A 13,070-nucleotide genomic window follows, 5' to 3' on the forward strand; every position below is an offset into this window, starting at 1 on the left:
TTCTAAAGCGACTAGATAGCATTTGGCAATTGTTTCTTTTCCTGCTAAATTCGATGCAGCAATTTACACATTAGCCCTATACAATTAATAAAAGATGAGCGAAAAAAGCGAAAAATTAAAAGCATTACAATTAACAATTGATAAACTCGATAAAACTTACGGGAAAGGTTCTGTAATGAAGTTGAGTGATGAGAAAGTAGTCGATGTTCCTGCAATCCCAACAGGTTCTTTAGGTTTAGATATAGCCTTAGGTATTGGTGGAATTCCCAGAGGTAGAGTGATTGAGGTATATGGTCCTGAATCATCGGGTAAAACGACCTTAGCTATGCATTGTATTGCTGAAGCTCAGAAGAAGGGAGGAATGGCAGCAATAATTGATGCTGAGCATGCTTTTGATAAATCGTATGCTGAAAAATTAGGGATTGATACTGAGAATTTATTGATTTCCCAACCTGATAGTGGTGAGCAAGCATTAGAAATTGCTGAACATTTGATTCGCTCCGGAGCATTAGATATTGTGGTAGTAGATTCCGTAGCAGCTTTAGTACCTAAAGGTGAGCTTGAAGGCGAGATGGGGGATAGCAAAATGGGACTTCAAGCCAGATTGATGTCTCAGGCTTTAAGAAAATTAACGGGTGCTATTAGTAAAACAGGCTGTGCATGTATTTTTATTAACCAGTTAAGAGAGAAAATTGGGGTTATGTTCGGTAATCCTGAAACTACAACCGGTGGTAATGCATTGAAATTTTATGCTTCTGTAAGATTAGATATTAGAAGAATTGGGAGTATAAAAGAGGGGCCAGATAATATTACAGGAAACAGAGTTAAGGTTAAGGTTGTGAAAAATAAAGTAGCTCCTCCTTTTAAAGTGGTTGAGTTTGATATTATGTATGGTGAGGGAATTTCTAAGGTTGGTGAGATCATTGATTTAGGGGTTGAATTAGATGTGATTAAAAAGGCAGGTTCATGGTTCTCTTATATGGATAATAAGTTAGGGCAAGGTAGAGATGCTGTTAAATCTTTAATTTTAGATAATCCTGAGTTGATGGAAGAATTAGAGACAAAAATTAGAGCTAAAATAAACGGTGAAGATTTAGAAGAAGCAGAACCAAAAACAAAAAAGAAATAGAAAAAGAAATAATTTAAAAAATGGAATCAAAAGCAGCTGCATTATGCAGCTGCTTTTTTTTGTAAAGTTCACTAAAGCTTAACATAGATATTGAATATTCTTTTAAAATTTATTTTACATTTATAAGTAAATGAATACAGAGTTAATTAAGAAGAATAGTCAATATAAAAGTATCTTAACCGTTTTGAATGGGAACGATTGGCTTTTGTTTATGGCTACTTTTGTTAGAAGAATTAATCCTGTTACTATAATATTTTGGCTTTATTTAGGCTCTTTATTAGTAGCTTTTCTAATTTCGATTTTTGCCTTCAATTTAATGCTACTAAATTCTAGAATTTGGATAATTGGAATTATCGGAGGCTTACTTCTTTCTCTTTTAGTTACTCCTATATTGCATGAGTTTATACATTCATTTTTTTACAAATTGCTAGGAGCGAAAAAGGTAGTGTTTAAGTGGAGTAAAAGGTTATTAAGGTTTAACATCTATTCATCTGATTTTGTATTAAGCAAGAAAAATTATTATGTAATTAGTTTAGTCGCATTTCTATTATTTTCAGTCACCCCATTTACATTATCATTTTTCTTTAACAATGTTCTTTTTTTGCTTTTACAGTCTTTATCTATTTTTCATTCTTTTTATGCATTAAAAGATTTAGCGGTTTGTTCTTATTTATATAAACATCACAATAGTTATTTACATATTGGTCAGGATGAGCGTGCCGTTTTTTACAAGAATATAGAATGATTTTACCAACCCTGATTTAATTTTAATCGTTCTCAGAATGAACTTTAAAATTAAATTGAAAATGAAATTAATTCTTGTAAAATTTAGTCTGATCCTATTGAGTGCCTTTTTTATTGTAGCTTGTGGTTCTAAGGAAGCAGATATTGAAAAGTTGAAATCTGAAACCATTGCGATTCATGATGAAGTAATGCCTAAAATGGATGATATCATGAAACTTAAAAAATCACTAAGAAATGAAATGGATAGCACCCAATCTAATGAAGAAATTCAGCGATTAATTATTTCACTGGAGGAGGCTGATAAAGCCATGATGAACTGGATGCGTAATTATGATCCTAGAATGGAGAATTTGACAGAAGAAGAAAAGATCGAATATCTAAACGAACAAAAGTTATCAATTTCGGAAGTGAGCAAAAAAATGAATAAAAGTATTTCTGAAGCAGAAGAGTATTTAAAATAATTTAATTAGAACAGTTGGAAAGAACCTTTTCAACTGTTTCTATTTCTACCATACCTTTCTCATTTCCCCAACTGTTGTAAACATAAGTAGATATTTCAGCTATTTCCAGATTTGTAAGTCTACTTAAAGCCGGCATTGCTTGATTATACGTTTTACCATTTACTTTAATTTCTCCTTTTATTCCATTTTTAATTCCACATATAGTTCTTGGAATATTTTCAAGCATATAATCTGAGTTAGCCAGAGGAGGGAAAAGTTTTCCTAAACCCTCTCCTTTATCTTGGTGGCAGTTACTGCAATGTGTTGTATACAGCTGTTTGCCTTGAATCATATATTTAGCAAATTTCTGCATTTTAGCATCAGAATAATTTGCTGTTGCAGAGTTTTTAAACTCTTCATAACTACCGCAAGCAGACAATAATATTATAAAGGCAATTGCTAAATAGAATTTATTTCTCATAGGTTTTTAGGAGTAAATCGATATCCGTAATTAATTTATCAACTTCTTCTGATTTTGTGCCATCATAAACACCTCTGATCTTTCTTTCTTTATCAACTAATACAAAAGCACCGCTGTGAATATAACCACCGGCTTCATTTTCATCTTCCATGGCAGTTACCATATATCCTTTTTGACCTAATTCGTAGATGTCCTCTTTATTTCCAGTAACGAAATGCCATTTTGGTGCTTCTACGCCTAATTTTTCCGCAAAGTCATGTAATAAGGCTACTGTATCATATTCTGGGTCTATTGAATGTGAGATGATTCCTACTTCAGGATTATCTTTATAGGCTTCATAAACTCTTAGCATTTCCTTCTTCATAGTTGGGCAAATGGTAGGGCAGGAGGTAAAGAAAAAATCAGCCACATATACCTGACCTTCAAATGATTCAGGAGTCACCCAATTACTATCTTGATTTACTAATTTAAAGTCAGGAATTGTATGATCAACCGTATCAATTACTTTTTGCCCATCTACAATCTTTTCAATATATTCTTTTCTTCCCAAAACAGGGAATTCAGCTTTTTTATTTTTTTGGTTTTCAAATCCACAAGCAAATAGAATAAGGCTTGCAGCTGATAATGCAATAACGGATTTAATCATTTTCATCATTATTAATTCTTTTTTTCTCTTAAAGCTTTATAGATTTTTATGGCAACCATCAATAATACTCCAAACCCAATGAAGCCAATTGTTCCCCATATCCAATTCAATTCGTTTTTCAATACTATTAAGAATACAACGGCAACTAGAAAAAGTGTTGCGACTTCATTCCATATTCTCAGTTGAGTTGAAGAAAATTTCACCTCTCCTTTTTGTAACTTTTTATAAATATAATGACATGAAATGTGGTAAAGATATAGCAGAAATACAAAACTTAACTTAATATGCATGAAAGGCTGTTGAAGCCAAAAGGGCTGTAATACTAAAAGGGAAGTGGCTAAAATTAAAGTAATAATTGCTGATGGCCAAGTAATTACAAACCATAATAATCGTGACATTTTACTTAACTGTTCATGTAATATGCTTCTTTCTGGTTCTTTTTTTTGAAGTGCTTCAGTTTGATAGATGAATAGTCGTAAAATATAAAATAGACCAGCAAACCAAGTGACTACAAAGATGATATGTAAAGATTTTATATAGAGGTACATTATAAATGTAAGTTAAAATGCCATTTGCTTATAATTGACTATGCTGCAAAAGTAATGAATATGAACATATTTTTGTTTGTAATCGTAAAGTATAAAGTTCTTATTGGTAACAAAAATCACATTTAGTAATTTTCTTTGTTTATGGCTGATTCTAGCGAATTATGGTTTTTTGAAAATGTAGATCTTTTTAATGTTTTATGTCCTCACAAGGTAAAAGGTATGGAAGATGACCATCCAATGACTCATTTTAAAAAGAATCAGTTTATTTATTTTCCTGAAGATGCATCGAATACTATATATATGATTGCTGATGGGAGGGTAAAAATTGGGTCATATTTAGAAGACGGGAAAGAATCAGTTAAAGCAATTTTAACTAAAGGAGAGATATTTGGAGAATTAGCATTGACAGGAGAAGAAAAAAGACAAGATTATGCGCAAGCACTAGACGCAAGTACCACAGTGTGTCCTATGACTTTAGAGGATATGCAAAATTTGATGGCTAACAATAAACCTTTAAGCTTTAAAATGCTAAAGCTTATTGGGTTAAGATTAAGAAAAACCGAGAGAAGATTAGAGTCATTAGTTTTTAAAGATGCCAGAACTAGAATTATTGAATTTTTAAAAGACGAGGCTGATGAAAAAGGAAAGAAAGTTGGCTTTGAAACCATGATTAAAAGTCATTTTACTCATAAAGATATAGCTGCTTTAACAGGTACTTCGCGCCAAACTGTTACCACAGTATTAAATGAATTAAGAGATAAGAATATTATTAATTTTGACAGAAGACAGATCTTAATTCGAGATCTTGAATTATTAGCATAAAAAAAGGAAGCATTTTCATACTTCCTTTTTAATTAGGAGTTAGTTTTTATCAGTTTGTAAAACCATTTCTGATTAAGAAATCCTCGTAGGCTTTTTCAAATATGGGTACATTTGGAGCCATTTGAATAGCTTCTTCATAAGCGGTTAGTGCATCTAATAATAAGTCATTATCCTCATAAAAAGCTGCCATTACTAATTTATCCATAGCAGATTCTCCCTCTATTTCACTTTTTAATTGACTTAATGTAGATTTTATTTCAGCAGTTTCTTCCTCTGGTTTTTCTGTGATGGCATAATCATCAGATTTTAAATCTTCACCTTTTACTTTAACCTTTACCTTGATAAAGTTTTGTCCTTTAAAAGGTGCTTTAGTCTTATCTAAGAGATATGATGTTTTATCAACTGTTTCAGTTGCAATCGTTTCATCAAATAAGTTAGTGAAAGTTAATTCATATGCTAACTTTTCAACTTCTCCTTCTTGTTTAGGCTCATTCCATCTTAAAATCACTTTATCATTTATAATTTCACTTGAGCTTTGGGCCATTATTTTTATAGAAGCACCACTTGCTAAAGCTCTATCAACCGCTCCAGTAGCACCTAAACTTTTTCTGTAGTCTCCGCTGCTACCGTCATCGCTCATTTTATTCATTACAAAATCAGCATATTTACTGGCAACACTTGAGTTCTTACTTTTTAGGTTTGCTGCTAAGCCAGATACTGTATGAGAACCTGGCGTTTTTACTTCTAGTGTTTTACCAGAATTATGCATTAAGCCTAAATAGGCTTCCTCAGATAATTTTAATTCATCTCCAGCATTAAGTGATTGACCTGTTTTTAATTTGGTCCATTCTGCACCTTCCACTTTTACTGAGTTGTCTCCTTTATTTGCTAATACTTTAAAAACATAATTCTGTGCGTTAGCAGCATAATTACCTAGCCATAGTGCTACGACTAAAATTTTGATAAAAGATTTCATAATAATTAATTTAATTGATTTCTATCTCGTCCTTATTTCTTTTTCCAACACTAAAAAGTTCCTTACGACCCTCCCTAGTAAACATATTTTTGATTACTCCATTATAAACCTCTAAGGAGTCACCTACTACTGCTACTGTTCCCATGGCAAGTGTCAGCTCTAAATTCCAATTGAATAAATGATAACTATATATCATAACACCAATTATTAATAATAATTCTAATAGCTGTACAACTTTCGTAATGCCATCATACCAGTTTTTCAATGCGTAATATACCCACATAAATAGAAATACATTTAAATAACATAAAATAAATGCAATTATAAATTGGGTAGATTCATCTAATTTATAAACATAATCTTCATCTAAGATCATTGAAATAATATTTGCATGAATAACTGCCCCATACATATCGGGCTCACCTCTACCTGCATATTTTTGATTTAATGGTGTGTAATACTTATCCTCAATATTATATCGATCTCCAAACTGCTCCCCTAAAAAACCAAAGATTACTATTTTATCTTCAATCATTTCAGGTACAAAATTTTCATCTAAAACGTCATACCAATCTAAAGCAAAGAAAGTAGTTGCAAAATTTGACAAAGATCCTAAAGAGTTGCCTTTATAGTTTATGGTTTCTATTTCATTATTTCTTGCTAACAACTTTTCAACCTTTTCAGGTGCATAATAATAAGCTATTCGAACAGCAATTGACATTTGCGTAGTATCCTGAATAGGAAGTAATGGATTAAATGATCTACAGGTTTTAACGTCTTCTTGCTGAACACCTTCGCTTGTGATTAAATTGGCGAAGGCAAAATCTGCATTAAACCGGAAGGCAGGAGCAGAGATCCTCAATGAATCAAAACTTGCAGTTTCTTCATTGAAATTCAACATTTTTGAAGCCATTACTAAGTTTTCTACTTCTGTTAGAACTCTGGCTAATGCTGTATCTTGATCGGGTCCTTTTGGGTAAGGGAAGAAAGTATCCAAACCTACTACTTTGGGCTTGTATTTATTAATGATTTCAATTTGTTTGGCGATGGCTGGTCTAGGTAATCTTCCAATGTTAACTAATACAATATCATCTTCAGCTGGAGGTGCTTCTCGTAAATTTGAATAGACAACATCCGTGAATTCAACATCATCTAGTGCTTCTCCTACTACATCAATCGCTTCAAAAATGGCTAGAAATGACGATAATCCTCTAATTACTACAAAAATAAAAATAGTAGCTAAAAGAGAATCAATCCAGCGATTTTGTAAAATGTTACGATTCATCTAGTATTGAAATAATTAAACTTTTTACAAGAATAGTAAAATTATAATAATTTATTGAATTTAACAATTATATACAAAATTATTGTTATTTGGACATTTTGCATATTAACTTTTAGCTTTTAAACGTATTGATGTCTTGAAAAGAAGAAAGCGACTTTCATTAGAAGAATATAAATCAGGGATTTTATCAGGTGATCGTGTTGGGTTAAGCAGGGCTATAACCTTAGTTGAGAGCACTTTAGATAGTGATAATGAATTAGCGGCTCAGTTAATAGATGAAATATATGAGCATACTGGTAATTCTTTCAGAGTAGGGATAACTGGAGTCCCTGGAGTAGGGAAAAGCACCTTTATTGAATCTTTTGGAAAACATGTAATTGATTCAGGAAAGAAATTAGCAGTGTTAACTATTGATCCTTCCAGCCAGAAAACAGGAGGAAGTATCTTAGGAGATAAAACGAGAATGGAAACCTTAAGCAGGTCATCAAATGCTTTTATCCGACCTTCGCCATCTGGTGATGCCCTCGGGGGAGTAGCTCATAAAACTCGAGAAACGATGTTGCTTTGTGAAGCAGCAGGTTATGATTTTATTATTATTGAGACGGTAGGAGTGGGGCAATCAGAAACTGCAGTGAAAAACATGGTAGATTTCTTCCTACTTTTGATGCTTGCTGGTGCTGGCGATGAATTACAGGGTATTAAAAAAGGAATAATGGAAATGGCCGATGCTATTGCTATTAATAAAGCAGATGGCGAAAATGTAGAACCTGCTAAAAAAGCAAAAAAAGAATATCAGAATGCACTTCATTTATTTCCCGCTAACGAAAATGGATGGAATCCTAAGGTAAAGACTTGTTCTGCCATAAAAGATGACGGCTTAAGTGAGATTTTAGAGCTGCTTGAGCAGTTTCATAAAGAACAAAATGAGACTGGCTTTTTTGATGAAAATAGAAAAGATCAGGCCATACATTGGATGCATCAGACGATTCACCATTTTCTGAAAAGAAACTTCTACAAAAGTCCCGAAATACTGGAAAAATTAAGCAAATTTGAAGCTGAAGTTAGAAATGGAACCAAACATTCCGTTCAAGCTGCAAGAACCTTATTGAACCAATATTATAATTGAACTATCATGATTAAATGTTTATTATCCGCAATAGCATTTTTAATTATTACAATTAATTCATTCGGTCAAACCCCATGTGAAAATGGGAGTGCTGGTGGTTATGCATGTAATCAGATTGACTTATTAGCTAATATTTCAAATGAAGAATTATCGGCTTCATCAGGTATTGAAAGTAATGATATTTGGGGATGGACTGATCCTGAAACGGCTAAAGAATATGTTTTAATGGGGCAAGTGAATGGGGTAGTATTCGTTGATATTTCTGATCCTATTGAGCCCATAATTGTAGGAAGGTTGGCAAGTCATACGGGTAATTCAAGTTCATGGAGAGATATTAAAGTATATAAAGATCATGCCTTTGTTGTAGCAGATAATAATGCAGGGCACGGCATGCAAGTTTTTGATTTAACAAGATTAAGAGATACTAAAAATTTACCAAAGGTCTTTGACGAAGATGCACATTATGATGGAGTTTCCAGTGCCCATAATGTTGTAATCAATGAGTTAACGGGTTTTGCTTATATAGTAGGAGCAAGAAATGCCTCAAATAATTGCGGACAGGGTGGTTTGCATATTGTAGACATACGTGATCCTAAAGATCCAAAGTTCGCAGGTTGTTTTGATGCTGATCGCTATACTCACGATGCTCAGTGCGTAATTTATCAAGGCCCTGACGTTGATTACCAAGGTAAAGAGATTTGTTTCAATGCTAATGAAAATACCATAACGATAGCGAATGTTGAAAATAAGCAAGAAACAAAATTGCTTGCAAAGCAAGGTTATCCTGAATCGAGTTATTCACATCAAGCATGGTTAACGGAAGATCATCAATATTTAATTTCAAATGACGAATTGGATGAAACTAATAGAGGAATCCGAACTCGTACTTTAATTTGGGATGTAAAGGATCTCGATAATCCGAAATTGATTACACAATACTTTTCAGAACGAATGGCTATAGATCATAATTTATACATTAAAGACAACATGGTTTATCAGTCGAATTATACCAACGGACTTATAATACTCGATTCTAAAAGAGTTGCAGATGGTGAATTGAGAGAAATGGCTTATTTCGATACTTTTCCTCAATCCGAAAATACATCATTTAATGGCTCTTGGAGTAATTATCCTTATTTTGAAAGCGGTTTTGTTGCTGTAAGTGATATTAATAACGGTTTGTTTATAGTGCAACCTAACTTCTCAGATATCTTTACACAACATCCTTTTTTTACATCTTGCGGTAGCAATCCGAGCTTAATTGTTGAAATTTCAGTAGCCAGTAGCGAAGTGGATAAATTTCAATGGCAGGCTTTAACCTCTGAAGGATTTATAGATTTAATCGAGGATGATAATTATAATGGAGTTAATACACAGCAGCTTACTATTAATCCCCAATTAGAGGGTTTAAATGAAATAAAGTTTAGATGCAAGATATCCTTAACCAATGGTTCCGAATATGTTTCCTACTTATCTAATTATTACGATGGTATGCCAAAAGCCATTTTTGCTACAGAGTTAAATGATTTAATTGTAAGTTTTGATAATAATTCAATAGCGGCAAATTCATATGAATGGGACTTTGGCGATGGTTCGGAGATTTCAAATGAAGTGAGTCCTATTCATACATACAGTGAAGCTAAAACCTATGAAGTTATATTAACTGCAACTAATAGTTGTGGCACTTCTCAATATGTATATGATTTAAACTTATCGAACTGTTTGCCTTTCACAGATTTTATTGTTTCTGTTGAAGAGGAAGAGATTTCTTTTATCAACATAAGTACAAATGCCGATGCTTATGAGTGGGATTTTGGAGATGGATCTAACATTAGTAATGAAGCTAATCCAGTTTATAAATATGATTCCGAAGGTCCTTATGAGGTTACTTTAACAGCTTTCAATGACTGTGGAACTAAATCTACCACTATGATAATTGATGCTTCCATATTGAGTAATCAGAATGAATTGAATGAAAAACTTAATATTTTTCCTAATCCGGTAATTGATGTTTTGAATGTCGAATTCAATTCTAAAAGTACTATTCAAGAGTATCGAATAATCTCTTCCACAGGGAAAACGATGTATAAAAAAAACCAATTAGAAACTTTATCTATTCCTGTTTCTAATTGGCCAACTGGAATTTACTTTTTTGTCATCACTACAAAATCAGGCGAGTACTCAGTTAAAAAGATTGTGAAGCAATGATTCAATCATTATAGGCTAATAAGAGATATATATAGTTCTAGTAAAAAACCAAAGACTAATAATGAGCCATAGAATACTCCTAGAATGATAAACTTTAAAAAGGACTTGAACCATCCGTTGTTATAGAGTTTTTTAATGGAAAATAATGCGTAAGTACTAACCCATATAAAGCTTACAAAAATAACCGTACCATCGATTGTGGGGTAAAGACTAATGATTAATATTCCCAATCCGTATATGAAATAGGCGAAAGCATGCAAATGTAAACCGTGAATTAGGTGCTCGATATAATAATACCGCTTTTTGAAAAAAAGTAACTTTAATATGAGTGCGAAAATCGGTAAAAAGATAAACATCATCAAAGGAAGGTTCCGAACTGCTTGATAAGTAAAAATTGAGGAATTATTGATGAATGATCTGATTATTTTAGTTTCAAACAGATCTTGATCAAACCCAATAGAGTCTAAATTTGCTTCAAATTCTTGATCATTTAAAGTGTTGTCATCTGCCCAATATTTTAATGTTGCCCATCGGTCAGTTGAATCTTTAACTTTTTTACTGGCTTTTTCTATTTCTTTAACTAGGCTATCTGGAGTTTTAGTTTTCTGAACGATTGCTTGGATTCCAGCACTGTCTAAATTACCGATTCTGGCAGAGTCTAATATTTCTTTTTGATTTAAAACTGATCGAATACTTGAATCAAGAAAATCTTTTGGAACTGTTAACCCAATCATAAAAAAGTAAAAAAGAGAAAAGATGAGATATAATCTTATAGGATTAATATATCTTCTTCTTTTCCCTTCATTAAAAGCTCTTGTTAGCTTGCCCGGTCTAAATAAGAAGGGATTTATCGTTTTAAATAAAATAGTATCAAAACTTAAGGTATTCGAGAAAAAGTCTTTTAAAAACTCACCTATAGGTAATTTTTTATCTGAATTTTCCTGCCCACAATTTGGGCAAAAGTTTTGCGATGAATCTAGTTCTTCACCACAGTTTAAACACTTATGGTTCTCTTTCAATTTTACTTTCAATTAGGTTAATACGAAAGTAAAAAAATAATTATAAATTGTTCTTTATTTTTTTGATTTCACATTCTTGTGATCGTAAGGACAATGCCTACACTTATTACCACAACAATATCCACGTTTTAGATGATATTTTTCGGTAAAAACGAAAAATCCATTTTCCATGTAGAAATCACCATCTTCTAATTTAACTTTTTTACTATTCATTTAATTGTTATTGGATCCTTATTCTCATCAATTGCAACCATAGTAAAGTTACCAGAAATTGATTTTTCTCTGTTTTCAGAATACATCTCTTCAGTAAAGACATCAACTCTGACTTCTAAGCTCGTTTTTCCAATTCTTACTATTTCTCCTACAAGTTCTACAATAGTTCCAGCAGGAATTGCTTTATTAAAATCAATTTTATCACTACTAACAGTAACCATTTTTTGTCTGGAATATCGGGTGGCAGTAATAAATGCTACTTCATCCATCCATTGTAAAGCCGTACCTCCAAAAAGTGTATCATAATGATTTGTTGTATTTGGAAATATAGCTTTTGTTACTTTTGTAATTGAGTTACCTATTCTTTGATTTTGCGAATTAACCATTATTTTCTTCCCACATTAAATGAAAACTGAGTAGGGATGATTCCAGATTGGAAAGTATCTTCTAATTCGCCATTAAAACTATATCTTAACACAAGTCCTTCACTGGCATAATCTAAAGCATCTCCTAAATAGAAATCTCCTGAAGCGGGATCAACTGCAAAAGCATAAGGGGTTTCCATTTCTACATTGATTCCTGTTGAAGAAACATTATTGTCAGAAGTGTTTAAAGAAAAAATTTCATCATTAGAAAAGAAGTATATACTCCCTTCAAAATAATCAATATCACCTAAAATTCCATTTTCATGATCGATTTGATTTGCTATTCCTGATAGGGAAGTACTCAGCTTTACAATGCTCCCACTAGTACAAACTATCCATACATTATTATTTTGATCCTCTATAATTTCCATTGGCCCAGCAGGCATTTCAATTGTATTTTCTATTTCTAAATTATCAATATTGATAATGGAGATTTCACTGATACTGCCATCAAAATTAGAATGGCCAACAATAAGCCTATTATTTTGAATATATAGATGCTCTGGATATTCTTGCACTGGTATACTTTCAATCAGTTCGTTTGTATTTAGATCCACAACAAAAATCTCGCTATTCGTTAATGTGAAATTTTCATTGTATGGCCCCCAGTTTGATATAAAAGCTAGATTTCCATTAACTGCTATATCTCTTGGTTTGTCTAATTGAGCAAAACGTATTTTATCCTCTGATTTTAAATTCAAAGTCATGAGATCAATAGCATTACTACCATTCAGTACGCTATAAATTCTGTCATTATTGCCATCCACCAAAATGTTTTGCTGTACATCTCCAATAAATCCACCATTTTGGCCTCTGTATAGGTCAGGATTGTACTCATAATTTTCAGGATTATAAGTTCCTATTGTAGCATTATTACTTCCGAATCCCCCTTCATGATAAATGTAAACGCCTTCTGTTTTTAATTGAACTTCCTCTGGATCTCCACAGGCTGTCAGAAATAATGAAAGAGAAATAATAGCTAAAGTGTAAATGTGTTTTTGATTCATT

The 13,070-nt window shown here is 32.4% G+C and carries 15 protein-coding genes; 6 read left to right on the forward strand and 9 right to left on the reverse strand.

The genetic code is table 11. From position 1 onward, the window contains the following. Positions 1-94 precede the first annotated feature (94 nt). The 3 genes from recA to QYS47_RS06365 all read left to right on the forward strand — a co-directional run bounded on the left by recA (position 95) and on the right by QYS47_RS06365 (position 2,334). Complete coding sequence (recA, locus tag QYS47_RS06355; RefSeq protein ID WP_308357317.1) at positions 95-1,129, forward strand: recombinase RecA; 1,035 nt, start codon at positions 95-97, stop codon at positions 1,127-1,129. 130 nt (positions 1,130-1,259) lie between these two features. Then, positions 1,260-1,874 carry a DUF3267 domain-containing protein gene (locus QYS47_RS06360; protein WP_322348088.1) on the forward strand — a complete coding sequence of 205 codons (615 nt, stop codon included), beginning with the start codon at positions 1,260-1,262 and terminating at the stop codon, positions 1,872-1,874. A gap of 61 nt (positions 1,875-1,935) precedes the next feature. Then, a complete protein-coding gene (locus QYS47_RS06365) occupies positions 1,936-2,334 on the forward strand; it encodes a hypothetical protein (RefSeq protein ID WP_302127203.1) in 399 nt (132 codons plus the stop codon). A gap of 1 nt (position 2,335) precedes the next feature. Here QYS47_RS06365 and QYS47_RS06370 read toward each other — a convergent pair whose 3' ends face one another. Genes QYS47_RS06370 through QYS47_RS06380 form a run of 3 tightly spaced genes read right to left on the reverse strand, consistent with a single transcriptional unit; the run spans position 2,336 to position 3,991 of the window. After that, positions 2,336-2,794 carry a c-type cytochrome gene (locus tag QYS47_RS06370; RefSeq protein WP_322348089.1) on the reverse strand — a complete coding sequence of 153 codons (459 nt, stop codon included), beginning with the start codon at positions 2,792-2,794 and terminating at the stop codon, positions 2,336-2,338. Further along, positions 2,784-3,449 (reverse strand): SCO family protein, encoded by a 666-nt coding sequence (locus QYS47_RS06375; RefSeq protein ID WP_407660360.1) that lies wholly within the window; start codon positions 3,447-3,449, stop codon positions 2,784-2,786. The genes QYS47_RS06370 and QYS47_RS06375 overlap by 11 nt, the downstream gene beginning before the upstream one ends. A 2-nt stretch (positions 3,450-3,451) precedes the next feature. Beyond that, positions 3,452-3,991, reverse strand: a complete 540-nt coding sequence (locus QYS47_RS06380) for a CopD family protein (RefSeq protein ID WP_302128650.1) — start codon at positions 3,989-3,991, stop codon at positions 3,452-3,454. A 138-nt stretch (positions 3,992-4,129) separates the two neighbouring features. Between QYS47_RS06380 and QYS47_RS06385 the strand changes: the two genes are divergently transcribed. Further along, positions 4,130-4,810 (forward strand): Crp/Fnr family transcriptional regulator, encoded by a 681-nt coding sequence (locus QYS47_RS06385; RefSeq protein ID WP_322348091.1) that lies wholly within the window; start codon positions 4,130-4,132, stop codon positions 4,808-4,810. Positions 4,811-4,859: 49 nt separating this feature from the next. Here the strand turns inward: QYS47_RS06385 and QYS47_RS06390 are convergent, their stop codons facing one another. Together QYS47_RS06390 and QYS47_RS06395 are read right to left on the reverse strand one after the other, a co-directional pair. Next, a complete protein-coding gene (locus QYS47_RS06390) occupies positions 4,860-5,786 on the reverse strand; it encodes a hypothetical protein (protein ID WP_308357312.1) in 927 nt (308 codons plus the stop codon). Between the two features lie 10 nt (positions 5,787-5,796). Continuing rightward, entirely contained in the window at positions 5,797-7,071 is a 1,275-nt protein-coding gene (locus QYS47_RS06395; protein ID WP_322348092.1) for a CHASE2 domain-containing protein, read from the reverse strand. Between the two features lie 136 nt (positions 7,072-7,207). Between QYS47_RS06395 and meaB the strand changes: the two genes are divergently transcribed. Next, positions 7,208-8,197, forward strand: coding sequence for a methylmalonyl Co-A mutase-associated GTPase MeaB (meaB, locus tag QYS47_RS06400; protein ID WP_308357310.1), 990 nt, complete (start codon positions 7,208-7,210; stop codon positions 8,195-8,197). Between the two features lie 6 nt (positions 8,198-8,203). Continuing rightward, on the forward strand, positions 8,204-10,405 hold the full coding sequence (locus QYS47_RS06405; RefSeq protein WP_322348093.1) for a choice-of-anchor B family protein: 2,202 nt from the start codon (positions 8,204-8,206) through the stop codon (positions 10,403-10,405). An 8-nt stretch (positions 10,406-10,413) separates the two neighbouring features. Here the strand turns inward: QYS47_RS06405 and QYS47_RS06410 are convergent, their stop codons facing one another. From QYS47_RS06410 to QYS47_RS06425, 4 genes are read right to left on the reverse strand one after another with little or no spacing between them, the layout of a single operon-like run. Then, on the reverse strand, positions 10,414-11,424 hold the full coding sequence (locus tag QYS47_RS06410) for a DUF3667 domain-containing protein (RefSeq protein ID WP_302127197.1): 1,011 nt from the start codon (positions 11,422-11,424) through the stop codon (positions 10,414-10,416). Between the two features lie 54 nt (positions 11,425-11,478). Next, positions 11,479-11,637 (reverse strand): DUF5522 domain-containing protein, encoded by a 159-nt coding sequence (locus QYS47_RS06415; RefSeq protein ID WP_302127196.1) that lies wholly within the window; start codon positions 11,635-11,637, stop codon positions 11,479-11,481. Continuing rightward, on the reverse strand, positions 11,634-12,023 hold the full coding sequence (locus QYS47_RS06420; RefSeq protein ID WP_322348094.1) for an acyl-CoA thioesterase: 390 nt from the start codon (positions 12,021-12,023) through the stop codon (positions 11,634-11,636). The genes QYS47_RS06415 and QYS47_RS06420 overlap by 4 nt, the downstream gene beginning before the upstream one ends. Further along, entirely contained in the window at positions 12,023-13,069 is a 1,047-nt protein-coding gene (locus QYS47_RS06425) for a YncE family protein (RefSeq protein WP_322348095.1), read from the reverse strand. The genes QYS47_RS06420 and QYS47_RS06425 overlap by 1 nt, the downstream gene beginning before the upstream one ends. Position 13,070 lies beyond the last annotated feature (1 nt).

It is taken from the genome of Marivirga arenosa, assembly GCF_030503875.2.
GTDB lineage: Bacteria > Bacteroidota > Bacteroidia > Cytophagales > Cyclobacteriaceae > Marivirga > Marivirga arenosa.